The 25,432-nt window shown below is 51.4% G+C and carries 26 protein-coding genes; all 26 read left to right on the top strand.

Features of this window, described 5'->3' with window-relative positions:
• The first annotated feature begins 122 nt into the window (after positions 1–122).
• The 26 genes from IE055_RS11130 to queC all read left to right on the top strand — a co-directional run bounded on the left by IE055_RS11130 (position 123) and on the right by queC (position 25,300).
• Positions 123–1,664, top strand: coding sequence for an energy transducer TonB (locus IE055_RS11130; RefSeq protein WP_189400892.1), 1,542 nt, complete (start codon positions 123–125; stop codon positions 1,662–1,664).
• Between the two features lie 24 nt (positions 1,665–1,688).
• The gene (locus tag IE055_RS11135) at positions 1,689–2,663 is read left to right on the top strand and encodes a hypothetical protein (RefSeq protein ID WP_189400895.1); all 975 of its coding nucleotides are present in this window, start codon (positions 1,689–1,691) and stop codon (positions 2,661–2,663) included.
• Positions 2,664–2,674: 11 nt separating this feature from the next.
• A complete protein-coding gene (locus IE055_RS11140; protein WP_189400898.1) occupies positions 2,675–3,922 on the top strand; it encodes a hypothetical protein in 1,248 nt (415 codons plus the stop codon).
• Between the two features lie 42 nt (positions 3,923–3,964).
• On the top strand, positions 3,965–5,536 hold the full coding sequence (locus IE055_RS11145) for a tetratricopeptide repeat protein (protein WP_229794254.1): 1,572 nt from the start codon (positions 3,965–3,967) through the stop codon (positions 5,534–5,536).
• The gene (locus tag IE055_RS11150) at positions 5,537–7,654 is read left to right on the top strand and encodes a PEGA domain-containing protein (protein WP_189400904.1); all 2,118 of its coding nucleotides are present in this window, start codon (positions 5,537–5,539) and stop codon (positions 7,652–7,654) included.
• 1 nt (position 7,655) lies between these two features.
• Positions 7,656–7,925: a hypothetical protein gene (locus tag IE055_RS11155; RefSeq protein WP_189400907.1), complete on the top strand. Its 270-nt coding sequence runs from the start codon at positions 7,656–7,658 to the stop codon at positions 7,923–7,925.
• 32 nt (positions 7,926–7,957) lie between these two features.
• The gene (locus IE055_RS11160; protein WP_229794255.1) at positions 7,958–8,764 is read left to right on the top strand and encodes a MotA/TolQ/ExbB proton channel family protein; all 807 of its coding nucleotides are present in this window, start codon (positions 7,958–7,960) and stop codon (positions 8,762–8,764) included.
• An 18-nt stretch (positions 8,765–8,782) separates the two neighbouring features.
• On the top strand, positions 8,783–10,069 hold the full coding sequence (locus tag IE055_RS11165) for a hypothetical protein (RefSeq protein WP_189400910.1): 1,287 nt from the start codon (positions 8,783–8,785) through the stop codon (positions 10,067–10,069).
• Between the two features lie 15 nt (positions 10,070–10,084).
• Positions 10,085–11,161 carry a VWA domain-containing protein gene (locus tag IE055_RS11170; protein WP_189400912.1) on the top strand — a complete coding sequence of 359 codons (1,077 nt, stop codon included), beginning with the start codon at positions 10,085–10,087 and terminating at the stop codon, positions 11,159–11,161.
• Complete coding sequence (locus IE055_RS11175; protein WP_189400915.1) at positions 11,158–12,156, top strand: VWA domain-containing protein; 999 nt, start codon at positions 11,158–11,160, stop codon at positions 12,154–12,156. Before IE055_RS11170 ends, IE055_RS11175 begins: the two co-directional genes overlap by 4 nt.
• The gene (locus IE055_RS11180) at positions 12,143–12,799 is read left to right on the top strand and encodes a hypothetical protein (RefSeq protein WP_229794256.1); all 657 of its coding nucleotides are present in this window, start codon (positions 12,143–12,145) and stop codon (positions 12,797–12,799) included. The genes IE055_RS11175 and IE055_RS11180 overlap by 14 nt, the downstream gene beginning before the upstream one ends.
• A gap of 15 nt (positions 12,800–12,814) precedes the next feature.
• Positions 12,815–13,495 carry a hypothetical protein gene (locus IE055_RS11185; protein ID WP_189400920.1) on the top strand — a complete coding sequence of 227 codons (681 nt, stop codon included), beginning with the start codon at positions 12,815–12,817 and terminating at the stop codon, positions 13,493–13,495.
• 69 nt (positions 13,496–13,564) lie between these two features.
• Entirely contained in the window at positions 13,565–14,968 is a 1,404-nt protein-coding gene (locus tag IE055_RS11190; protein WP_189400922.1) for a M48 family metalloprotease, read from the top strand.
• Positions 14,969–15,068: 100 nt separating this feature from the next.
• The gene (locus tag IE055_RS11195; protein ID WP_189400926.1) at positions 15,069–15,812 is read left to right on the top strand and encodes a YebC/PmpR family DNA-binding transcriptional regulator; all 744 of its coding nucleotides are present in this window, start codon (positions 15,069–15,071) and stop codon (positions 15,810–15,812) included.
• Positions 15,813–16,346 carry a crossover junction endodeoxyribonuclease RuvC gene (ruvC, locus tag IE055_RS11200; RefSeq protein ID WP_189400929.1) on the top strand — a complete coding sequence of 178 codons (534 nt, stop codon included), beginning with the start codon at positions 15,813–15,815 and terminating at the stop codon, positions 16,344–16,346. It begins immediately after the preceding gene.
• Between the two features lie 6 nt (positions 16,347–16,352).
• A complete protein-coding gene (gene ruvA / locus IE055_RS11205; RefSeq protein WP_189400932.1) occupies positions 16,353–16,958 on the top strand; it encodes a Holliday junction branch migration protein RuvA in 606 nt (201 codons plus the stop codon).
• Positions 16,958–18,010 carry a Holliday junction branch migration DNA helicase RuvB gene (gene ruvB / locus IE055_RS11210; RefSeq protein WP_189400935.1) on the top strand — a complete coding sequence of 351 codons (1,053 nt, stop codon included), beginning with the start codon at positions 16,958–16,960 and terminating at the stop codon, positions 18,008–18,010. The genes ruvA and ruvB overlap by 1 nt, the downstream gene beginning before the upstream one ends.
• Positions 18,003–18,413: a tol-pal system-associated acyl-CoA thioesterase gene (ybgC, locus tag IE055_RS11215; RefSeq protein ID WP_189400938.1), complete on the top strand. Its 411-nt coding sequence runs from the start codon at positions 18,003–18,005 to the stop codon at positions 18,411–18,413. Before ruvB ends, ybgC begins: the two co-directional genes overlap by 8 nt.
• A 221-nt stretch (positions 18,414–18,634) precedes the next feature.
• Positions 18,635–19,309 carry a protein TolQ gene (tolQ, locus tag IE055_RS11220; protein ID WP_189401222.1) on the top strand — a complete coding sequence of 225 codons (675 nt, stop codon included), beginning with the start codon at positions 18,635–18,637 and terminating at the stop codon, positions 19,307–19,309.
• 14 nt (positions 19,310–19,323) lie between these two features.
• Entirely contained in the window at positions 19,324–19,746 is a 423-nt protein-coding gene (gene tolR, locus IE055_RS11225) for a protein TolR (RefSeq protein ID WP_189400941.1), read from the top strand.
• Between the two features lie 17 nt (positions 19,747–19,763).
• Positions 19,764–20,711, top strand: a complete 948-nt coding sequence (gene tolA / locus IE055_RS11230) for a cell envelope integrity protein TolA (RefSeq protein ID WP_189400944.1) — start codon at positions 19,764–19,766, stop codon at positions 20,709–20,711.
• A 2-nt stretch (positions 20,712–20,713) separates the two neighbouring features.
• Positions 20,714–22,030 (top strand): Tol-Pal system beta propeller repeat protein TolB, encoded by a 1,317-nt coding sequence (tolB, locus tag IE055_RS11235; protein ID WP_189400947.1) that lies wholly within the window; start codon positions 20,714–20,716, stop codon positions 22,028–22,030.
• 40 nt (positions 22,031–22,070) lie between these two features.
• Positions 22,071–22,592 (top strand): peptidoglycan-associated lipoprotein Pal, encoded by a 522-nt coding sequence (pal, locus tag IE055_RS11240; protein ID WP_189400950.1) that lies wholly within the window; start codon positions 22,071–22,073, stop codon positions 22,590–22,592.
• 97 nt (positions 22,593–22,689) lie between these two features.
• The gene (gene ybgF / locus IE055_RS11245; protein WP_189400953.1) at positions 22,690–23,919 is read left to right on the top strand and encodes a tol-pal system protein YbgF; all 1,230 of its coding nucleotides are present in this window, start codon (positions 22,690–22,692) and stop codon (positions 23,917–23,919) included.
• Positions 23,920–23,964: 45 nt separating this feature from the next.
• The gene (queE, locus tag IE055_RS11250; RefSeq protein WP_189400956.1) at positions 23,965–24,603 is read left to right on the top strand and encodes a 7-carboxy-7-deazaguanine synthase QueE; all 639 of its coding nucleotides are present in this window, start codon (positions 23,965–23,967) and stop codon (positions 24,601–24,603) included.
• 28 nt (positions 24,604–24,631) lie between these two features.
• Positions 24,632–25,300, top strand: a complete 669-nt coding sequence (gene queC, locus IE055_RS11255; protein ID WP_189400959.1) for a 7-cyano-7-deazaguanine synthase QueC — start codon at positions 24,632–24,634, stop codon at positions 25,298–25,300.
• Positions 25,301–25,432: the final 132 nt, after the last annotated feature.

The raw sequence follows: 25,432 nt of genomic DNA on the forward strand, positions 1-25,432 counted from the left end.
ACGTCTACTCGTTGCAACGTGCCGATTGCAGCCAAACATTAACTAAAAGTAAGCTTGGAAGTGGCTTCTTCTCCGGTCAGTTAAATATTCAGGAGCTAGTAACTCGTAGATCGCGCATACCCATGACTCATAGATTTCGTCGAATCGCTAATCAGCCGTTCTCGGTGGTGCAACTGGCATATGCCAAGTGCCGCGTTAACCTATTGCTGCTCAGTTTTCTGAGCGTCTGCAGCGCCGACGTGTTAGCGCAACCGCCAGCACAGACTGCTGGCTGGCAGATTGACGTCCCTCAAGAACAATCGAATCAAAGCCAGCAAGCGCCAGAGCAGCGTGCCGAAGCACCAGTTAATGAATCCGCCCCAATCGCAAAGTCCGACGATCAAATAACGCAAGAGCAAATGTCAGTCTGGGAGGATACTGACGAGGAGGAGTTTAAGGCCATAGCAGAGAGTGAAAGCGAACCGCAGGCAAAACAAGAATTCCCCGTGCGGCCGATACTGGACCTCGAGCCAGAGCTAAGGATCAGTTTAGAAACAATTTTTGCACGCATTGTTGAACTTCAGGAAACCGAGGACGCATTCAGTGCCAATCTTGGGGAAGCTTATCTGACTTACGGTCAGGCGTTGGTACGCGCGGGCCGCTTGCAGGAAGCGCGTAAAATGCTTGCGAATGCGTTGCACATTACGAAAATAAATAATGGTGTTAACAGTATCGAACAACGGCCAGTCCTGGCGAGCATGTTTGAACTGGCTATCGCACAGGAAAACCTCGAGGTCTCGCAAGAATTAGTCGAACGTATCCTGTGGCTCGAAAACAATGCAATGGACCGCCGTGACTTGGATGATTTTTCATTTCCATTTTTGGTCCGGCTCGGAAACAGTTACCTGGATCGGTATCTGTATCGACCAATTAAAAGTGCCACTGCATTGCATCAGCTCGAGCAGGCGCAGCGTTTTCTGACCCACGCTGTAAAGCGTTATGGAGATCGACCGTTGAACCAACTTTACATGCCGTATGGCGAATTAGCACTGGTGCACTTAATCAAAAGTAAATTTAAGAAGGATGTTGAGCGGACTTGGTATCCGAGTAATGACCGTCGCGCCAACGAGTTGCTGCGACGTGGCGTCTCAGACCTGCCTGATTTTAAGCCAATTGGTAACGCCTACGGTCGCGCGGAACAGCAACTGTTTTCGTATCTTACAAAATCTTTGGAAGAGAATGAACTTGAACACACCGTTAAGGCATTCATTAGTCTAGGCGATCTGAATTTGCTATTTAACTATCGAACCACCGCATCTCAGTACTATGAGAAAGCTTGGGAGTCAGCGCAGGCACTACCCGCGGGACACGCGCTACTGGAAAAATTTCAGCAGCCGACGGCACTCCCAGATTTCTTTTATGCCATGCAGCGCGAAGATGTGGAAGGCAAGTTAGCGACCGTGCTGGTGCCTCTGACCTTTGCGCTAGATAAGTACGGAAAAGTGGAGAATTTTACCGATGACACCGATGCAAGCACGTCACCCAAACTAATCAGTCGCGCTAAGCGAACGGCACGACGCATGGTATTTCGGCCCGCCATTGAGCGCGGCAAAATGATGCCAGTTGAGCAAGTGTCTTATGAGGTAAAGGTCAAAGTGCCGCGAGACGAGGTCAATCAAGGTTAACCCTGTAACTGATTTGGAGGACGTGTGAAGAAAAAACAACTTGTCTCTGCCTGTCGACGCAGCGTGCGTCTTCTGTTGTTTGTAGCCGTCAGTATCATGCTGGTCTCCTGTGTCCAGCCGGTTGGCGGCCCCAGTGGCCCTAGTGGGCCGTCGCTACCGTTGCCAATGCCTCCCTCTGGTGGCGGTGCCGGATTGCCTTCACCGCCATCCTTACCACAGCCTCCGAGCCCCAGTGGCAAACCATCTAGTCCTTCGTCGCCGTCCAAACCCAGTACAGAATCTGGTGAGAGTGGAGAGAGTCAGAGTGACGCTGATAAAGCCTCGGACGCGGAGTCAGACAGCGATTCCGAAGAGTCTGCAGACAATGACGCAGAGTCCGGCACGCCCCCTGAGTGGGAAGATGATGAAGAAGGATCTGGGCAAGATGATGAAGCGCAGGATGCCCCAAGCTTTGAAGAACCTGAACAACCCAGTCAAGGCGCGGAATATCAACAACCAACCTTTGAAGATCAGGGCGGTTTAACCGACGAAGAGTTAGAAGCACTCGAGCGCGAGTTGGAAGAGACCATGGGTGAATTTGACGATGAAATCGCTCGTGAGAAAGAATATGCCGAAGATCGCGCAAATGAGAACACCGACGATCAGCTTGGTGGCATCGGCGAGTTCGAAGAGTACGATGAGCAGGAAGATGGTCGATCAAAACAGCGCGCACCGAGTCCGAGTGCAGCCTCCAGCAGCCAGCAGGAGTCAGCCAGTGGCGCAGATTCGCAAAGTGCTGGTGGGGAGTCGTCTGACGTCGGCGAAGCACGTGAGTCCAACAGTAGCGAACAAGCCACGGCTGAAGGGGAGCCCACTGAACCGTCGGAAGATCAGCAAGCTGATCTCCGTAGGAATGACGACATTGTCGCGCGCCAAATTCGCGAAGCGGCCGAACGGGAGACCGATCCAGAGTTGAAAAAGAAACTGTGGGAAGAGTATTACAACTACAAACGTCAATAGTGGAGGGTCTGATGCTACAGCACGTTGTTAACGAGCCGTGGACGCGCATGCGTGTCGGGTTGCGGGGTCTTGCTTGGCTTTGCCTAACAGGGCTGCTGTCTGCGTGCTCTACCTTTGAGTATCATGAAACCAAAGAAGTCAAAATTAAAAAACTGACGGAACAACAGGAAGAAACTATTGATGAACAAGCGCTGCTCGACGTCGGCATTGTTCTGTTTGACCCGGGTATTGTGGATTTGGACGAGGACATACTCGCGTACTCCAGTGTCCGGCAGAGTGAATCAGTGTGGTTCACCAACCAACTCAAGCAGACTTTGGAGCAGAGTAATGCCTGGGGTCTGATCCGTGCTTTACCGAAAGCGGGCTTGCCAATGGACGTCACGGTGACAGGCGAGTTAATCGAGTCCAATGGTGAGGAGATTGAACTGCAAATTCGGGCCACTGACAGTACCGGTGCGGAGTGGTTTAGGCGCAACTATCAACAACGTGCCAGTGCGTATGCGTATCACCCTGAGGTAAAACTTCCGGGCGATCCATTTCAGGCGACGTTTAATCAGATAGCAAATGATTTGTACGCGTATCAGGCTAGTTTGAGTCTTACTGCACGGCGTAATATTCGGAGTGTCTCGAGCGTGTTGTTCGCGCGTGATTTTGTGCCGAATGCGTTTGAGGAATATGTGCAGGAAGATCCTGAGTCCGGCACCGTGAGCCTGTTGAGGCTACCTGCGGATTCAGACCCAATGATGCAGCGAGTCGATCGCATTCGTGCACGAAATGATTTGTTTATTGATGTGATTCAAGACTATTACCGGGCATTTAATCGCACGATGGAAGCGCCGTATCAGGAGTGGCGAAAGTTCAGCTATCGTGAAGTCGTGTACGCGCGCCAGTTGGCGGAGCAGGCGCGCAAAGAAAAAATCGCTGGTCTGGCAGTGATGGCTGGCGGACTGGTCGCTGCAGTGGAGGGCGATCGGGGAATCACACGTGGCGCAGGACACATCGGGATACTATCCGGTGCTCAAATATTTATTAATAGTTTTAAAAAACGCGAACAATCGCTAGTGCACGCAGAAGCACTGCGTGAGCTGGGTACTTCACTGGCCTCGGAGCTAGAGCCCAGTGTGGTGGATTTGCAGGACCGGAGTATTACATTGTCAGGCACGGTAGATGACCAATTCACTGAATGGCGTCGTATCTTGCAACAAATGTTTGTGTTGGAACAGGGCGAAACTGACCCGACCTCGGAGGCATTGCGCTGATTCATGTCTGACCAGGGTCTGCCTCACACTGAATCCCGAGCGGTGCAAAAAATATCGCCGCAGGTATTTTCTGCGCCTGCGCCGGATGTGCCGCCAACTCGTTCAACCCCGGATGAGTCACACCACGAACGTGCATGGTGGCAATCGGAGTTCAATCTTATGCTAGTGGTATTTGGCCTGCTGGCCGTCGCCGCGTTTAGTTTCGTGGTGCTCGCACCGCCACCGGCTGTTACGACGCCGCTCAAGTCGGGTGTCGTGAGCGAGGCTGCGGAGCCTGCGACAACTTTAGTTGACACTGAAGCACCCTGGAACGATGCACAACGCGCGCAAGCGCGAACCGACTCGCAGGAGATTTTGGCTGACATACTTGCGCTACAGAAGGAACTCACAACACAAACCGTAACCGAATGGGCTCCTGATCGGTTTGAAACCGCCCTGGCTATGGCCGCCACTGGCGACGAGTACTACAAAGCGCAGAACTTTCAAGCGGCAATCACTGCGTACCGGAATTCACTGAGTGAGTTAGAGAACATACGTGCTTTGATCCCCGATGTGATCGCCAGCAAACTCGCCACCGCCCAAGCTGCGGTGCGTGAAGGTAAGGCGGATCTCGCGCGGCAACTCTATCAGTCCGTATTGTTGTTGGAGGCCAACAATATTTTAGCACTGACCGGTTTAGACCGCGTCGCAACACTCAACGAGGTGGTGGAGAAAGTGCAGAGCGCCAAGCGCTATGAAACACGATTCAAAACCACGGATGCCATCGTTGATTTACAACAGGCAGAACAGTTTTATGCCGAAGCGCTGGCGCTGGATGCGCGTTTTCAGCGCGCGATATCAGGGCAGGCTGCGGTACAGGCATTGATTCGAGATAAGCAATTTCGTGACGCCATGGGCGACGGTTTCACTGCCTTGTTCGCGAATCAGTTTTCTCGTGCTCGGGCGGGTTTTTCGGCAGCGCTGAAACTTCGCCCTGACGACCCGGTCGCAAAGTCAGCCTATCAGCAGGCGCTGGCATCCGACACGCGTTCGTCGCTGGCGTCCATGTTGCAAGCAGCTAAGCAGTTTGAACGTCGTGAGCAGTGGTCGAATGCGGTGAGTAATTATCAAGCAGTGTTGCAGCGGGACCCCAACCAGGTGGCAGCGAAACTTGGTTTGATCCGGGCCGGCGCGCGGGCTGAATTGAGTGCCAGTATCGATGCCGCATTGCAAGACCCGCTGGCGTTGAGCCGGGACGCACCGATGCAACGCGCTCAAGCAATACTTGCCGATGCGCGTGCGGTTAAGAATCCTGGGCCTCAGTTGCGCGCGCAAATCGCGCGTTTGGATAAGGCCATACAGGCCGTAGATGTGACGATCAAAGTCGCCTTAACCTCTGATTCAGCCACTCGGGTTACGCTGACTAAGACGGGCGCGAGCAGCCTGGAACTGGGCGCGTTTGCACGCAAAAATTTGGCTCTGAAGCCAGGTCGCTATGAGCTGACCGGTGTGCGCCTTGGGTATCAGGATGTGCGACGTGAGATTGAGTTGCGACCGACCGATGATGATATTCAAACGTTTGCGATTGCGTGTACCAAACCGGTTGGTGCATTGTCGACGGCAAGTGGTGATTAGATGACCAAGCAGCCGGATCTCAATAAACTGAAAATCTCGCCAACGGCGTATCAAGCACCCGGTGCCGCTTCACGCGAGCCGCGATTTCGTATTACCGTTACGCACATCGCCTTGCTGGCAATAGCGGGTTTCATTCTGGCATTTATCGCGTTTATCACCCTAGCGAAGAGTATTGAGATTCGCGCTGTCAGTGCCGACTTGAAAGACCCACAGCGCATGGTTTGGCAACCTGCGGATGTGCATATTGCTAGTTGGCTAAAATTGCCTTTGGGTAACCGTGTGTTGGTGTTGCCAGGTGCTTATGAGGTTAGGATTGATGCTGACGGCTTTGTTCCTCTTAGTCAGTCAATTTCTGTCGCGGGCGATCGTCACCAGCAGATGGATATAGTCATTCAGCGTTTGCCAGGGAATTTAGAAATCCACTTGCCGGACGCACTTCGCGCCGATGTGTTTTTGGATGGTGAGCTGGCAGCGACATTGCCGGATCTGGTTCGTGACATTCCTGCCGGTACTCATGAAATTCGTGTTGATGCGCCGTTGTATCGAGCCAAAACACAGCGCGTGCTGATCCGAGGTAAAGGTGAAACTCAAATAATGTCTGTCAAGCTCGAGCCCGCGTGGGCCGAATACCAGTTCAGTAGTCAGCCAGCAGGCGCAGATATCGTGATTGATGGCGAGGTGGTCGGGCAAACACCAATGTCGGTTAGACTTGAAGAAGGATCTCGTGAGTTGCTAATTCGGGCTGCAAAATCCAAGCCATTCAGCGACACTTTGAATGTCGTCGCGCGGCAGGATCTGGTTGTCCCAACCGTGGCACTGGAACCAGCCGATGGTGAGCTTGCGTTACAGAGCAAACCCGCGGGCGCCGCTGTCATCGTCAATGAAGAGTATCGAGGCACCACGCCATTGACCCTAAATTTACTACCCAACGACGCGCATCGGGTACAAGTCTATAAAGCCGGATACAAACTCGCAGATGAAACATTGAACCTGGCGCCAGCAGAGAGTCAATCCAAAGAATTTTCGCTTCAGGCCGATCTGATTTCTGTGCAATTCAGTATTCAGCCGAATGATGCCCAAGTGATTATTGATGGTCAGCCTCGTGGTCGCGGCTCACAAACTATCTCACTCAATTCTCTACCACACCGCGTGCAGGTGACAAAGCCTGGGTACGTCACTCAATCCATTGAGATTGTACCAACACGCCAAAACAGACAGATTGTTAGTGTGAATCTGTTGACCGAAGAGCAGCACTATTGGGCACAAATTCCAAACAGTTACACGAATAAACTGGGGCATGAAATGGTCTTGTTCCGCAATCTTGGCGAAGTGCAAATGGGGTCTTCTCGAAGAGAAAATGGTCGTCGTGCCAATGAGGTTGTCTATACCGCAGAGTTGACCAAACCCTTTTTCGTGGCTAAGCACGAGACCACAAATAAACAGTTCAGAGTGTTCAAGAAAACGCACAATGCTGGAAACTTCAAGCAAAAAAGCCTAGATGCCCATCGTGCACCGGCGGTTAATATTTCCTGGCAGGAAGCGGCGCTGTACTGCAATTGGTTGAGCCAGATCGAGGGTTTAGACCCGTTTTATACCACCCAGTCGGGGTTCGTCGCTGGGATGAATAAAGACGCGAATGGTTACCGTTTACTGACCGAGGTAGAGTGGGCTTGGCTAGCGCGCAACATCGATGATAGCGTGTTGGTGTACCCTTGGGGAAACAGCACAATGCCTGCTAGCAAGGTAGGGAATTTCGCGGATGAGCAAGCGGCAGAGCTGTTGGCGTTCACCTTATCGGATTATGACGATGGTTTTCGTGGCCCCAGTCCTGTTGGTCGTTTCCCACCGAATCACCGTGGTCTTTTTGACATGGCGGGGAATGTATCCGAATGGGTTAATGATTGGTATAGCGCTAAGGGTAATACCGACGTGGGAAAAGGCGTATTGCGTGATCCGCTTGGGCCTGAAATTGGCGAGTTTCATGTTGTTCGTGGTGCCAGCTGGGCCAAAGGGCATCTGCCTCAATTACGTTTGGCATATCGCGATTACGGCGCAAAGGGAGAGCATGATGTTGGTTTTCGGGTTGCGCGTTATGCAGGATTGAATAAGCAAAAATAACATGGTTAAACACACACTCTTTTTCCTCCTTATGGTTTGGTGTGCCACCGCCTTGGCACAAATACCAAGCAATGATTCCGACTTACCAGCGTCTGATTCGTCAGCCGACACGGCAACCGACACAGCCGGTGATGCAGCGGAGCGTGAGCGCGAACTAGCGCGCCAAGAAGAAGCACGAGCGCGTGAAGCCGCCAAAAAGCGGGACGACAATTACGTGCCGTCCGAAGAAATCAGCGATGATCTACCGGCACCGTTTCCGGTCGACATTTAGATCACACGAGACTAACAATAACAAACTAGCCCATGATGAAATTTCAAAAGTCTGAATTCTTTTACCAGTTGGTAGCCCTCGTGTTGTCGTTTTTGGTAGTCCATACGGTGTATGTCGGTTTGGTACGTCCCAACGCCGATGCCGTGCTCGAGGCAGAACGTCAAGCGATTGCAGCACAGCAGGAGTCGGGCGAAACCGTGACGATTGAACGGTCGGCCTGGGTGGTCCTTAAAGACTACGAACAGGAAGCCTGTTTTATTTTGATGTTCTGGGTGATGGCGATCATGGGCTTGAAGGCGCAGGCGGTTGGTGCCCAGCGTAAACTGTTAAGTCAGTCTTTAGTGAAAATCGAAGAAGGGCGACGGGTCTTGCCTGAGGATGCGCGTAAACTTGCGCGGCCTTTGGAAGCCTTACCACAGCCCGAGCGGGGGTTTCTGTTGCCGCGTGCGTTACGAGCGGCATTGAACCGTTATGGTTCCACCGGCTCGGTGGCGGACGTGTCGAGCGTGGTGCGCGACCTGTGTGATACGGAAGCCGATCGATTGGATTCCGAGTTATCAATGGTGCGCTATATCACTTGGGCGATACCGTCTATTGGCTTTATTGGTACGGTACGCGGGATTGGGACGGCGCTGGGCAACGCACACGAAGCGGTAGCTGGCAACATTGCGGCGGTCACCGCCAGTCTGGGTGTGGCATTCAACTCCACCTTCGTGGCGTTGTTGATCAGTATTGTAATCATGTTTCTGACTCATCAGATTACCTTGATGCAAGAACGGATGGTGATGGAAACACAGGATTACTGTGACGACAATTTAATCCGACATATGCAGAGCTAGGGCCCGAGAGACAACGAAATGCAAAAACTATTTCATATCAACGATAACCGCTTACAACTGCAAAGTGATCGTGTGGTGGATCTTGGTCAGGGCTACGCTTGGCTTAAGGGAGACCAGGTATTGTTTGATGAGCGGGATGATATGTCGCCAGTGCGTGCCTGCCGATTGACCCCACAAGAGATTAATAATCGTTATTGGCAATTATGCGATCAAAGTGCGATTCCAGCCAACGATGCTGGTATGCGGCATACAGCTGATTTGATCTGGAAGCATTTGACGACTTTGCATCAGGCCCACGACTTAGACGAGGTCACGCTGGTGGTCCCGTCGCATTACCACGAAACTAATTTGCAGTTATTGCTGGGTATTGCTCAGTCGTGCGGGGTTGGTGTTAAAGCCATGGTGAACAAAGCGGTGTTGGCGCTGTGCGGGAAAACCGACGGACCGGGTATGTATCGCCACATAGATGTTCAACTGCATCAGACCGTTATTTCACACCTGCAAGCGGTGGATGGGAATCTGCTGCTGACGTCGGTGGATGTGATCTCGGATGTGGGCATGCACCTGATTCAGGAGGCCTTGTTACAAGGGCTGCAGACGCGTTTTATCCAAAGCGATCGTTTTGACCCTCTACATAATGCGCAGACGGAACAACAGTTATTTGATCAGCTTGCTGACATCGCAATACAGGTCGGCGGTGCTGGCAAAGCCAATGTTGCTTTGGATCACCAAGGGCAATTGCATGCAACGAGCATTGAGGCTCAGGAATGGGATGCCTTGTTGGCACCGTTCATGCAGCGTGTACTTACCGTTGCAAGTCAGGCGGACGCGGTGTCGGTGTTCGTGGACTTAAATGGAATGTTTGAGCACGCTGTGCCAACGATGCTCCTAGAGTCTGGCGTGCGCGTGGTGAAAAAACTACCCGCCATACCACGAGCGCTGCAATCGCTGACCCGCGATGATGAACCTAGTTATTTAGCCGAGTTGCCATGCCGCGTTGCAGATGCAGGTACCTCATCTTCGGCTGCAGATACAAGGGCCCCCTCGCGTGACGTGACACATGAGGCGACCGACGTGACGCATATCCTGTCCGCTGGTTGTGCGATACCGATGCACCGTGCGCACGTCGCTGCAAAGTCAAACGCATTGATCGTGCGCCAAGGTGAACCAAATGTGGCGCAGCTACTGGCGCAAGGTTCATTGTCGATTTTGAATGATGAGGCGCGCAAGGAATTGCGTCCGAATGATCGGCTTGGCTCGAATCTGGCGGATGGCGTGTTAACTGCTATTCGTGTGCTGGAGTAACGAGAGACAGTTCGTATGGCGCGCAAAAAGATCCGAAACACGTCTACCTTTAGTTTGTCCTTTTTGGACATCATGTCTTGTGGTCTGGGGGCAGCGGTGTTGATTTTCCTGTTATTGAAGCATGTTGTTGACGCACCGGTGACCATGCAAGATCCTCAAGTGATGTCTGAGATTAGCTTGCTGGAGGAGGAGATCTTGGCGGGTGAGAAAGACCTGGTTCGGATTCGCAACACCATGAGTGACACCAGCGATGAGTCGGTGATCGCCCAAGGTTTGGCGCGTCGTATTCAAGATGACATTGATAAACTACAGGCTGAGATCGAAGAAATTCAGCCAGAGTCGGATAACAATGTGCCAGGGCTCAAGGCCAAGATTGCACGTTTGGCACGTCAGAAACGTGCCCTAGAAGCTGAAATACCAGCGGGTAATAAAGCCTATGAATTTACCGGCGATGGTGAGCGCCAGTACCTGACTGGGGTTCGTCTCGGTGGTGAGAACGTGCTGATTCTGGTCGATGCATCAGCGAGTATGCTTGACGAAAGCATTGTTAACGTTTTACGACGTCGAAATATGCGTGATGAATTCAAACTGCAAGCGCCGAAATGGAATCGCACTTTGGCCATCACGCAATGGATTGTGGCGAATCTGCCAATGACCAGCGATTTTCAGGTGCTGGCCTTTAATGACGATGTGAAACCCGTCTTTGGCGACCAGGTAGATAACTGGTATCAAGTGGCTGATCGTGCTTCTGTGGCCTCGGCGGTACAGGGAATGTCAACGGTGGTGCCAGAAAAAGGCACCAATCTGCACAAGGTGTTTGAAGCGGCTATGGCCATGCGCCCGAAGCCAGACAATATCTTTTTGATCACCGATGGGCTGCCAACGCAAGGTGGGGACGCGCCAACTTCAGGCAGTATCTCTGGCCGGGATCGATTGCGAGTGTTTAATGACGCGGTGGGGCTATTGAAAGGCGTGTCGGTCAATACGTTTTTGTTGCCAATGGAGGGCGACCCATACGCAGCAGCGGCATTCTGGCGCTTGGCGATTCGCAGTCGTGGTTCATTTGTGACACCAGCGAGGGATTGGCCATGAGTCGACGACGCAGACGGTCTGGTGAGGATGCTAGTATTTCGTTTTTGGACATCATCTGCTGTGGCTTTGGTGCGATAGTGTTGCTGCTGGTCATCGTGAAGCCAAGTCAACCGGTGGTGCTTGAGGAATCCCTGGTCCAAGACAAAGGGCAGGTTCGAGCGTTGCAGGAGCGTTTATTCGAGATTCGCGGGCAGGTAAAATTTTTAGAAACCGAGCTGAATGCGAAACACGAACAGTTGGGCAAAGATCAGCGTCGCGTCGCGATTTTGCGAGGCGAATTGGAGCAATTGGTTGCCATGCGCGCCAGCATTGATGATGGTGGTGCCGATACTGCGACGCAGGTTGAAGACCTGCAGATCGCGTTGCAATCGTTGACACGAGAGATGCAACGCTTGCTAAAAGGGCGCAAGCGAATTAACGAATACGTAGCTGGTGTGCCGGTCGACTCTGAATACATCATTTTTATTATTGACAGCTCAGGCAGTATGACCACCAGCGCCTGGCCAAAGCTGGTGCGCGAGGTGCAGAATACCCTAGCAATCTACCCAAAAGTAAAAGGCATTCAAATCATGAATAATGAGGGTATCTATATGTTTCCTCAATATCGTGGTCGCTTTATGGAGGATTCACCGACGCGTCGCCGTGACATTATCCGCAAATTGGTTAATTGGTCGGCTTTCAGTGCGTCGACGCCGGTCGGTGGTATTACTACGGCGATTAAACAACACTACGATAAAGACAAGAAAATTAGCTTGTACGTGATGGGTGATGACTATCAGGGGCGATCTGTTCAGCGTGTGGTGAAGATCGTAGAACAATTGAATCAGCGCAATAAGCAAGGCGAAACACTGGTACGTATTCACAGCGTAGGCTTCCCAGTTTTGGTCGGCACATCAACAGGTGTCAATAGCTCGGCAACTCGATATGCTAACCTAATGCGACAGTTGGCCGAACACAATAACGGTACATTTATAGGTCTGAATGATGTTAGGTAAGTCTCTACAGCTGCAACGATGGTATTCGATTTCGACGCTGCTCATGCTCATCGCATTGAGCGGCTGTAGCACGTCTGTGGTGGTCAAAAGTGATATTCCCAGCCCATTGGTCGAGCGATTGCCAATTAATGGTGCCATACGCTACACCGACGAATTCCGCAACTACGTCTACAGTGAAGAAGAGAAGAAGCGCACGTTGAAAAAGTTGGATTTCACCGAGGCGCAAATCACCATGTTTGATCGCATCTTTGGCAGTTTGGTAACGCTGGTGCCATTAGATGAACCTAATCGACACTTGGTGATTGAGCCGGAGATCTTAGATCTGCAGTACACCGCACCCAAAGAGACCAAGCTCAATCAATACGAAATCTGGATTAAGTATCGAATTCGTTTGGTGGATGCCAACGACAATAAAATCGCGGATTGGATTATCAAGGGTTACGGTAAGACGCCGACAGCGCTGCTTGGTTCGGCCAGTTCAGGGTTCAATGCTGCTGCCAATATTGCGCTGCGTGATGTTGGGGCTCAATTGGCTATTGGCTTTGGTCGCCAATCGAAGATCCGCGCACTTACCGGTGTCAAGCAAGTGCGGGTTCGAGACGTTGCCATTGACTCGGAATCGAGCGCGCAGCCTGCTAAATAAATCGGAGGAGAGTCCATGTCATTTGTGTCAAAATTCAAACTCAGTTTCATTATTACCATGTCATGGTTGATGATCGGCTGCACCACGATCAATGTTGACCATGTGCGATTGCGTGATGATATTGAATTGAATGCCGGTGACGCAATGGTTGTTCTTGGACGACACCAAACGGCAGAAATTCAGACTGAAGCGTCGTTGGTGGCCTGCATTGGAGGTCGTCTTACGCGTGGGACTGATAAGGTCCGGATCATTCCGGAGTCTGAGTTTGTGGATGCATTCTACCCTTGGTTTGAGGCTCGAACCGCCCCACTCCGACCTGCGAAATTAAAGAAAGTTTTGGATCAGCCGATGGTGGCTGCCAAAATCGCCGCGATGAAAATACGGTACTTCGTCTGGGTAGAGGGTTCGACCGAGCGTACCAACTCCGCTGGCAGTATGACCTGCTCAATCGGTCCCGGCGGCGGCGGGTGTTTCGGTTTTGGCACCTGGGAGGACACCAGTGACTATGAAACCACCATCTGGGATTTAAAAACTTTTTCTGAAGTTGGGCGCGTGAGCACTGAGGCCGTAGGTACTTCGTATATGCCCGCATTCGTGATTCCAATTCCCTTGCTGGCTCAGGTCGAGGGCGATGCCTGTCAAGGCATGGGTAATCAGCTGGTGCGGTTTTTCTCAGACGTAAGTGTTCAAGAGTAGAAAACAATGCTGTTGACTCAATCAAATCGCATCCGCTACTGCGTAACTTTGCTTAGTTTGGCATTCAGTATGCTATTGATACAGCCGGTGTTGGCGCAGACCAAGGAGCAACTTAAAAAGCTGGAAGAAACAACCGGTCTGAAAGGCAAAAAATTGAAGCGCCACTTGGCGATTTTGCAGCAGTCGCCACCGTATAAAGACGATGAGCTGCAAGCCTATGTGACAGAAATAGGCAACAAGATATTGGCACAGAGTGAACACGCCCATCTTCCGTATAAATTTATCGTTCGTGACACGGAAGTGGTGAACGCTTTTGTGAATGGAACGCCGTATGTGTTCGTTGAGCGTGGTTTGCTAACGCTGCTGAACTCGGAAGCAGAATTAGCCGCGGTGATGGCCCATGAGATTGGACACAATGTGGCCAAGCATTCCAAGAAGCTACAGTCAAAAAACCGCCGGGATGTGTTCCTTGCTAACCTGGCCAGTTTTTTAGTTGGTAACTCGGGGGTTGGTAATGCCATTATGGCGCAAAGTTCAGTTTCGTTGTATGAGTATAAGCGTGAAGCGGAGCTTGAGGCAGATTCCTTTGCGGCAAAGTACTTAGCGGGGGCAGGGTATGAGCCCGATCAATTAGTGAACGCGTTGGCACAGTTGCGTGATAATGCGATATTGGCGGCCACGACCACCGGCCAGCCTATGGCGCATCACGGTTTGGCGGCGTCGCATCCGCGTAATGACAAGCGAATCCGTGAGGCCATTGAAGACGCCAGTATCCTGCCACCTGGCGAAGGGTATATCGGGCGAGAAGAATATCGGGCTGCGATTGATGGGTTGGTGTATGGCCCCAATTATCGGCGCAATGCGCCAAGTGGTATGAAGCGCTACTCCAATCCAACCTTGGGCATTACTTTTGTGTATCCCGAAACCTGGAGTTTTAAGCTTAAAGGCAGCAAAGTTGTTCTAAAGGATGCGGAGAAAACCGCGCAGATGACCATTGAAATCGAGCCAACACCGGACCGAAAGCTGAGCAGTGAAGAAGCAATTAAGCTTAAGTACCCGGAAGGCTTGGTTGATCTGCAAAAGGTGCATCCCGATTCTGAACGCGATCTGGGTACCGTCGGTGCACGCCCGGCGCAGCGGGTCGCGCTGATAATGGTGGCGCGGAATACCTATCACTTTCTTGGGATTGCCAAGAACAATCAGATTAACGCAGACCAGGATCGGGCCTTCGTCGATATTATTCGTTCGTTTCGTCCGATGACACCCAAAGACCGCACCGCTGACCACGTAAAAGAGGTTTACTTTGAACGCCTTGAGCCGGGCGAGACTTTCGAATCAATGGCGAAAGGGGCCGGGTTGGATGACGTCAATGCTGAGTTAGAGTTGCGCGTTTTAAATGGCTACTACCCAGACGGCGAGGCTGAGCCGGGAACTTGGATCAAAAAACTGCGTCAGGTCAAGATCGAGCCGTGAAGCCTAATGACATGCGGAGTCGATTGCACTGTAAATCTACTTCGAACCAGCGCCCGCCAATGGTAGAATGCGCGTTTGAGTAACACCGAGCGGTAGTATCATGGCAGGACATAGTAAGTGGGCTAATATTAAGCACCGCAAAGCTGCGCAAGACGCAAAGCGTGGCAAAATCTTCACTAAACACATTCGCGAGATCACGGTTGCGGCACGTGAAGGCGGCGGCGATCCAGATGCGAATCCACGATTACGAATCGCGGTTGATAAAGCGTTAGGCGCGAATATGACACGCGACACTGTGGAACGCGCGATTAAGCGCGGTACAGGCGATTTGGAAGGGGTAAGCTACGAAGACATTCGTTACGAAGGCTATGGCCCCTGTGGTATTGCAGTGTTAGTGGAGTGTTCCACGGATAACAAAAATCGCACGGTGGCGGAAGTTCGGCATGCGTTCAGCAAATACAATGGCAATATGGGGACTGAAGGGTCGGTTGCCTATATGTTCGAAAAGCTGGGCGTGATTCTGTTGTCCGCCGGTGCCGATGAGGAAGCAGTCATGGATGTCGCACTGGAAGCTGGCGCGGAGGACATCGTCACGCATGAGGATGGCAGTATTGAGATAACCTCGCCGCCAGAGAACCACACTGCGGTTGAGAGCGCCTTGATGGACGCGTCCATTGACGTCGAATCGGCGGAAGTGGTGCAGCGTGCAGCAAATGAAATTAGTTTGAATGACGAAGACGCAGAAAAAGTAATGCGTCTGATCGATGCATTGGAAGATCTTGATGATGTGCAGGACGTGTTTACCAACGCGGACTTTCCAGATTCGATTTTCGCTGAGGCTTAGATGCCAAGTTTGCGTGGTCACGTGGCAACATACAGCAAACCGACGATCATTCTAGGAATTGATCCGGGTTCTCGTATTACTGGGATCGGTGTGATTCGCGCGCAAGGCGCTGATTTGAAATACATATATTCTGAGTCGCTGAAGTTGCCGAGCGGCGAACTGCCCGGCCGCTTACAAATGATTTATGCCCGACTGACACAGGTCATCGGTGAGACTAGTCCAGATATCGTCGCCATTGAGCGAGTTTTTCTTGCCAAAAACCCGCAGTCAGCACTGGTGTTAGGTCACGCACGTGGTGCAGCCATGTTGGCGGCGGTAAATCACGCGTTGCCGGTAATGGAATACAGTGCCACAGAGATAAAGAAAACCGTGGTTGGGCGGGGTCGTGCCGACAAAGCTCAAGTACAGCATATGATGCGCGTGCTTTTGGGCTTGCGAGTTGCGCCGGGTGAAGATGCTTCTGATGCGCTGGCCGCCGCGGTTTGCCACGCACACCATCAACAATTGAACACCGCTTTGCGGCACGCGGAGTAAAACCCTATGATTGCCTGGTTACAAGGTCAACTGATAGAAAAACAGGCTCCCGAGGTAGTGCTAAACGTGCAGGGCGTGGGCTACGAACTCGAAGCGCCAATGTCCACATTTTACGATTTGCCTGACGTTGGCGAAACCGTGACCTTGTTCGTGCATATGGTGGTGCGCGAGGATGCGCAGCTATTGTTTGGTTTTTCTAAACGGCAGCAACGTGAAATGTTTCGTAGTTTGATCAAAGTGAACGGTGTGGGGCCTAAAGTCGCGCTCGCCGTGTTGTCCACATTGAGTGCTCAAGAACTGGTTCTGGCCATGGCGAATGACGATGTCACCCAGCTTTGCAAAGTCCCTGGTATTGGCAAGAAAACCGCGCAGCGTCTGCTGGTCGAAATGAAAGACCGTTTGGCCAAAGAGTTTGGTGATATCTCGGTTTCGGGCGACACCGGCGCACCGGCCACCAGTCAGCGCCACGATGCGATTGCAGCACTCGTGTCGCTCGGTTATAAAAACACCGACGCCAGTCGCGTGGTTAAAGCCTTGCCGGATGATCTCAGCAGTGAGGAGTACATTCGCCGAGCTCTACGTGATTTGTCCGGTAATATTTTGCAGAACTGATGATGGACGACAACCCAATTAATCCGGAAATTCAGCTAGGCGATGACGACGTGGTCGACCGTGCCTTGCGTCCGGAATATCTGGCTGATTTTGTTGGTCAGCCAAAACTCAAAGAGCAGTTGTCTATCTTTATCCAGGCCGCTCGCAGTCGTAAAGAGGCGTTGGATCACGTATTGCTCTTTGGTCCGCCTGGGCTGGGTAAAACCACGCTATCGAACATCATCGCGCGCGAACTGAACACGCGAATTCGTCAAACATCGGGGCCGGTGTTAGAACGCGCCGGTGATCTGGCTGCCGTGTTGACCAATCTTGAGCCGCACGACGTGCTATTTATCGACGAAATCCATCGTTTGAGTCCGGTAGTTGAAGAAATATTGTATCCGGCCATGGAAGATTTTGAGCTGGATATTGTGATTGGTGAGGGGCCAGCCGCGCGCACCGTTAAACTGTCGTTGCCGCCATTCACCTTGATCGGGGCTACCACTCGCGCGGGTCTGCTGACCTCACCATTGCGAGACCGCTTTGGCATTGTGCAACGGCTTGAGTATTACGACACAAAAGATCTTGCACGCATCGTGCAACGTTCTTCAGACATTCTCGGTGTGCCAACCGAACCGGATGGTGTGCAGACTATTGCCGACCGTGCGCGAGGCACACCCAGAATCGCGAATCGGTTACTCCGTCGGGTGCGTGATTATGCCGAAGTAAAAGGCGATGGCACGTTAACCGAAGTGATGGCTCGTGCTGCGTTGGATATGATGGAAGTCGATCCGCAGGGTTTGGACTGGATGGATCGGCAATTGTTAACCTCAATTATGGAAAAATTCGACGGTGGGCCGGTCGGCATCGATAGTCTGGCTGCCGCCATAGGTGAGGAACGCGGCACCATTGAAGACGTCATCGAGCCGTTCTTGATTCAACAAGGGTTTATGATGCGCACGCCCCGTGGTCGAGTGGTGACCGCTCGAACCTGGCGTTATTTTGGGTTGCAGGCGCCAGCGTCGACGGAGACCAATAAAAGTCCACAAGCCGGTTTGTTTGAACGTGAATGATTCGGCCTCTGAGTTTGAGTTACCGCTACGCGTGTACTACGAGGACACCGACGCCGGTGGTGTGGTGTATCACGCCAACTACTTGAACTTTATGGAGCGTTGTCGTTGCGAGTGGCTGGAATATCTTGGTTTTGATGTCGCGAAAATGCAACAGAACGATGGGGTGATGTTCGTGGTCCGTCAGGCTGAAATCGACTTTGATGTGCCTGCCCGTCTGTTTGATCAACTACGGGTCACCGCCCGCGCATTGCATGTGGGTAAGGTTAAACTGGTAGTGGAGCAGAAAATCTATAATCACGAGAAATTACTGTGTAAAGCGATCATAAAGTTAGCGACTTTGAACAGCGCTTCGTTTAAATTAACCGCCATGCCAGCAGCGTTGCAGAGTGCGCTGACACGGTAATATCATCTGCCGCCACAACGTCGTCGGCAAAAAATCTTAGTTTGACTGGCTCAGCGAGACCCGCTGAGCATGCAATAATAGTTGTGTGGTCAGAGTCCATTCGGACCGCACCGGGTTACTGTGAGGACGCTTGAATGGATATAGAAAACCAGGGTTTAACAACGGAAGCGCTTGGCAACGACGCGTCTAACTTAGCCGTTAACGCGGCGACACAAGACAGTATGTCGATCCTGCACCTTATTTCTGAGGCCAGCTTAACCGTGCAACTGGTTATGCTGATGCTGTTTTTGGCGTCGCTGGTTTCTTGGTCAATTATCTTTTCGAAGTTTATGCAGTTGCGGCGCGAACGTCGTCTGACTGCGCAATTTGAACGTGAGTTCTGGTCGGGTGGCAGCATGCAGTCCCTGTACAACCAGTGGGGCGCTGAGACCAAGCGCGCATCTGGAATGTCGGAGATATTTGTCGCTGGCTACCGTGAGTATCAACGCCTCAGTGAGCGGGGGTTTGCCAATAATAATGATCTTTTGGATGCCGTGCAGCGCGCCATGCGGGTTGAACTGAGTCGTGAGATTGACCATCTTGAATCGCAAATTCCCTTTTTGGCCACGGTCGGCTCGACCAGTCCGTATGTTGGCTTGTTTGGCACGGTTTGGGGCATTATGAACTCGTTCCGTGCCTTAGGCATGTCGACCAAGCAAGCCACGGTGTCGAGTGTGGCACCCGGTATTGCCGAGGCCTTGATTGCGACAGCAATGGGTTTGTTTGCGGCCATTCCCGCAGTCATTGCTTATAACCGATTTTCGTATCACGTTGAAAAATTGGTCGGTCAGTACGAGATATTTATGGAAGAATTTATCAGTATTGTTAACCGTCAATTAACCATCGATGACGATTAGTCAGCGCGGTCACAATGAACAGTTATCGAAACCGTAAACGCAAGCCTATTGCCGAAATCAATGTAGTGCCCTACATCGACGTGATGTTGGTGTTGTTGATTATTTTCATGGTAACGGCACCGCTATTAACGGAAGGTGTCAAAGTCGATTTACCGCAGACCGAAGCCAACCCGATAGAACCGAACCCGGACGCACCCGAACCGGTGATTGTGTCGGTGGATGCGGATGGGCAGCTGTATATCGACGACCAAAAGAAAACCGGCGAAGAAGTCTTGCGCTACGCCACGGCGGTGTACCGTATGAAGCCGCAAACCGACTTCCTCGTGCGTGGCGCAAAGCAAGCCATGTACGATGACATAATTCAGGCCATGGTCATACTCAAGCAAGCAGGCGTAGAAACTGTCAGCTTGGTGACCGAGCCAATGCAAGATAAATAGTGGGCAAGTAAAACGCGATGAGTGATCGACGTAAACGAGTTGGGGTTACCAATAAAATGGTGGCGTATATCGCTGCCGGCGTGATTCACCTGGTGGTGATCGGTTTGGTGGTGTTTAATTACAGCTTTAAACAAGAAGTTGAAAAGGTTGAGGCGTTTGATGCGGAAAAGATATCCACAGTGAATGCCAGTGTGATTGATGACCGCAAACTTGAAGAGCAGATGGACGCGATCAAGGAAAAAGATCGGCAAAAAAAAGAGCAGGAACGTCGTGAACGCGAGCGTTTAGAAAAATTAAAGCGAGATGCGCAGCAAGAACAGGAGCGCATCAAGGAGCTGCAAGAAAAGAAAAAGCAAGAGCAAGAAGCCACCCAAGAGCTCGAAGCGCAGCGTAAAGCCATTGCCTTAAAGAAGAAGCAAGAAGAGGAAGCGGAAAAGAAACGCCAGGAAGAGTTAAAAAAGAAACGGGCTGAAGAAGAGAAACTACGTAGGCTAGAAGAAGCCAAGCGTCAACGAGAGCTGGCCGAAAAACGAAAACGTGATGCCGCAGAAAAAGCGCGCCGTGAGCAGGAAGAAGCGGATCGGCAACGTCTTGTCGACCAGTTAGAAGCTGAAGAGCGTGCGGCAAAACAACAAGAAGCGGATCGTCGTGCTGGCGAGCGTACCGCCACCGTGGTGAGTAAATTTTTCGCTGACATCCAACGTAAAGTCGAAGCCAAAAGAACGATTGACCCCAGTTTTGAGACCTGGCGTAAGAGTGTCGTGCGGGTTACAGTGTCTCCATCTGGTCGGGTCGAATCTGTACGTACGATAGAATCAAGCGGGTCTCCGCAGTATGACCAAGCCGCTGAGGCTGGTGTTTATGCTGCCAGCCCGGTTCCAATGCCGGACGCAAACCAGTTTCCGGATGCAGTTAAGAGATTGGAAAATTTTGAATTAATCATGAAGCACCCGAACGCGAGATAACAATGTTAAACGTGGTAAAAAAAGTAGTTTCTGCTCGACTATGGATTGGTATGGCACTGGTACTTGTGTTTGCACAGTCGGCGCATGCACAGATTCTTCGAGGGGAAGTTGGTGGTACTGTGCGCGGCATCCCCATCGCAATCGTGCCATTTAAAGTCATTGATGGGCGTGAACTAGCGCACAAAATTCACGAAGTGGTTGCGTTTGATTTGAATGCATCCGGTAAATTCGAAGCGATTCCATCCGATCGTTTCCCCAGCTTACCATCGCGCTTTGAAGAAGTGAGTTTTAAAGACTGGCGCTTTGTCAATGCTGAGATTTTGGTGATCGGAGAAGTTTGGGTGCTCGACAATGACACCTACGAAGTTCAGTTCCGTATGTTTGATGTCGCGCGCGAGCGTGAAGTTGGTAACGGCAAGCGAATTCGAAATTTAAAACCATCGGACTTACGTAAAGCGGCGCACGTGGTATCGGATTCAGTCTATGAGGCGTTTACAAATAGTACCGGGGCGTATCAATCTCGTATTGCATATGTGGACCGAACTGAGGTAGAGTACCAGCGATTCCAGTACCGCTTGATGGTCGCCGATTGGGATGGGTATGGCGCCGTTGAAGTGTACAAGTCTTGGCAGCCTTTACTGTCGCCGAGCTGGTCTCCAGACGGGTCTAAACTAGCATTTGTTTCTTATGCTGATCGTGGGCCGATCGTCCAGATGATCGAACTCGCGACTGGAAAAGCGCAGACGATCGCGGACTTCAAAGGTGTGAATGCAGCACCTGCGTGGTCGCCGGATGGAAGTAAAATTGCCTATTCGACATCGCGCCATGGTAGTCCAGATATTTACGTCTATGATATTGCGAGTGGACAACACGAACGTGCAACGACGCACTGGGGTATCGACACCGAACCCGCATGGTCACCTCGAGGTGATAGCTTACTGTTTACTTCAAACCGAGGCCGCAAGCCGCAAATATACAGTTACAGTTTGAATGACCAGTCGGTTTCTCGAATGACTTTCGAAGGCGACGAGAATGCCAATGCGTCTTTTGACCCGCAGGGCCGAAATCTCACCATGGTCCATGAAGGCGGACAGATAGTGGTAATGCGTGAGGAAGACGGTCGTATGACGTGGTTGACCAATTCGAAATATGATGAAAGTCCTAGTTTTTCTCCGAATGGAGACATGGTATTGTATAAGACGGAGCAGGGCTACGAGCCAGCTTTAGTCGTGGCCTCATCAGATGGTCGCGTGCGAACAAGGTTAGATTTAGTAAGTGGTGACGTGCGTGAGCCGGCGTGGTCACCATTACGCAAGTAAAATAACACGGCAAAATAACAAATCATTCTTGGAGTGAACTATGAATCGTAAACTAGGTCTGCTTTTGACCATCGTGCTGGCCCTCACTGTGTCTGCTTGTACTGGCAAGAAAGATACAGCCGCGACCGATACCACCACCACAACTCCGGTTGACGTGGACACAAGTAGTCAAACTGTATTCGGAACATCTTACACAGCAGACGAATTGCGTAACCGTTTTGGCATCGAAGGCGATCCGCTGAACTACAAAGTATTGTATTTTGAATATAACAGCTCTGTCATCGACGAGCGTTCGCAAATCATCGCCAAGCGTCATGCTCAATATCTGGGCGGCAACGGTGGCGCACGTGTGACTTTGGAAGGTCATGCTGATGAGCGCGGTACGCGTGATTACAACCTGGCATTGGGCGAGCGTCGTGCGCAAGCGGTTGCTGAGTTCATGAACGCCGAAGGTGCACAAAGTCAAATCCAAACAATCTCATACGGTGAAGAGCGTCCTGCTGACCCTGCGCACACGGAAGCAGCGTGGCAGCAAAATCGTCGCGTTGAGATTAAATACTAATTAACTTTAGCTCACCTTAGGGTGAGCAGGCAGTGCTAAGGGATTAGAGTGTTCTACGTCCCTTAGCCTGTTTTGTGGTTTTTTAGGTAGATCATTTATGCGAAGAGTTAAAACGTTATTAAAATTGGTCGGGGTAGCACTGTGTGTTGCCCCGATTTTGTCTGTAGCGCATGCCCAGCAAAATGCACCGCAGGCTAATCTGTTGTTGGAAATCCAGCAATTGCGTCTCGAAATTGCTGAGCTGCGCGACATGGTGGAGCGGCAACAGTTTCAATTACGTAAGCTACAACGCAGTCAAGGCCAATCTGCAGCACAGTCATCAACCGGGGCGCCGATTAATCGCCAAGCCCCGATCAATCAGACTGACAGTCCGTCTATGGTCGGACCAGAATTCGGTACAGCTAATGTGCCGTCGCCGAGCATGAGAACAGGCGAAGCAGCGGGCGTTGACTATCGGAGCGTCGATGCTGATGCTGATTATCCGTCTGAGGAATTGGATACCGGTGGCGTGAACCAATCCCCATCCGCGGTCGATGATGGCGAGTTCGCACAACCGAGCTACTCTACCGGAACCAGTGCGTATCCTCCGGTTGTCGATCGCAGTATTGGAACGAATACGGTACCGCAAACATCTCAAAGTGTCGTTCCACAACTAGGCGCTGCCGGGCAAACAGACGACCAAAACTGGCAGGCTAGTCCCAACAGACAGAACCCGAACAATCAAGGGTTGAACAACAGACCGCGCCCGAGCGTGTATCAGCAGACACAGCCGAACCCCGTTTATCAAACCCCGCGTTCTGATCAGTCATTGCCGAGTGCTACTGCGCAGTCCGGAGGCGGTGTGATCGCGATTCCACAGGAGGCGAGTAATCGAGAGTCTGAATATGGGCGCGACTACCGACCTGTCGATACCACTGCAAGTAACTCAAGTGACGCTGGCATCTCATCCGTTATGAGTGAGAGTGACTATTACAGCCAGGGTTTTGATTTGATGAAGCAGTCGAAATTTGATGAGGCGGTCACGGTCTTTGAAAAACAATTAGAGGTGTACCCGAAAGGGGATTCCGCTGACGATGCGCATTATTGGATTGCCGAGGCGATGTACGTTAGTCGTAACTTGGATGTCGCCAAGCAACACCTGCATACGCTGATCCAGGACTATCCCCAAAGTCGTCGTGTTCCAGATGCCATGCTCAAAAAAGCGTACATTGAGCAGCAGCTGGGAAATAAAATCGAGGCACGCATATTGTTTCAAGAGATTGTAAACTTCTTTCCGAAATCGGATGCTGCGATTGCCGCCAAAAACCGGTTGGCAGACAGTAACTAAACAACACCAGACACCCAAGGGCTCCTTCTGGAGCCTTTTATTTTTGTGACCATCCGCATAACTGAAATTTTTTACTCCATTCAAGGCGAGTCGGCAACCATTGGTTACCCGACCGTTTTCGTGCGCCTAACCGGTTGTCCAATGCGTTGTACTTATTGTGATACTGCTTATGCATTTCATGGTGGACAGAAGCAGAGTTTGGATGACATCCTAGCGCAGATCACCGCGTATCCAGCAAAACATGTGTGTGTTACTGGTGGTGAGCCGTTGGCACAACCAGCGTGTCACGATCTTCTGACAGCCTTGTGCGATCTTGATTACACGGTGTCTCTAGAAACTGGCGGCGCGATGGATATTAGTCAGGTCGATCCGAGGGTGTATGTGGTATTGGATATTAAAACGCCCGCTTCTGGTGAAGAGCCAAACAATAAGTATGGCAATTTAGATCACATCAAGCCCACTGATTGTCTTAAATTTGTGATCTGCGGCGAGCAGGACTTTAACTGGTCAAAAGCCTTTGTGGCGGAGCATGACCTCAGTAGTCGTTGTGACGTATTTTTTTCACCGTCCGCAGAGCAACTGTCGGCAACTGAATTAGCAGACTGGATTGTGCGCGACCGATTGCCGGTACGCATGCAGGTGCAACTACATAAAATTTTATGGAACGACGCCGCGGGCCGTTGAGCCGCAAGGGTATTGAGAGAATAGAAGTATGAGTAAAAAAGCAGTGGTTCTCGTTTCTGGTGGTCTGGACTCAGCGACAGTGTTGGCAATGGCCAAAGACCAAGGTTATACGTGCTACGCACTCAGCATGGATTATGGCCAACGCCATCGTATTGAACTTGATCGCGCACGAAAAGTGGCCCTGGCCAACGGTGCCGCGGAACACCGCGTAGTGCGTATCGATATTGGTAATTTTGGCGGTTCCGCGTTAACTGATCAGGATCTCGCAGTCCCGACACAAGCGTCAACCGAAATACCAATCACCTACGTGCCAGCACGCAACACGGTCTTCTTGTCCGTGGCGTTGGGTTGGGCTGAAGTGCTTGGTGCACAAGCAATATTCATCGGCGCAAACGCAGTCGACTACTCCGGCTACCCGGATTGCCGTCCAGAGTACATTGCAGCGTTTCAAGCAATGGCAAACCTGGCTACCAAAACCGGTGTTAACGGTGAGACGATTCGCATTGAAGCGCCGATCATAGATCTGACTAAGGCAGACATCATCAAAGCCGGAACAACATTGGGTGTGGACTACTCACATACCATCTCTTGCTATAATCCGCGTACCGACGGAAAAGTGTGCGGGGAGTGTGATTCCTGTCGTATACGCGCCGCTGGATTTGCCGCAACCGGTGTGCCGGATCCTGCGCTCATCTAAGGATTCAGTCACTCTTCACATTGAGGCAATATAATCCGTTTGTTGTTTTGTGCGTTAGTCTTACGCGCTGATTATTAAAACCCTGGTTTTCAGGCAAAATAGCCAAAAGAATATGCTAAAAGGGGTTGACCG

The sequence above is a fragment of the Arenicella chitinivorans genome (genome assembly GCF_014651515.1).
Taxonomy (GTDB): Bacteria; Pseudomonadota; Gammaproteobacteria; order Arenicellales; family Arenicellaceae; genus Arenicella; species Arenicella chitinivorans.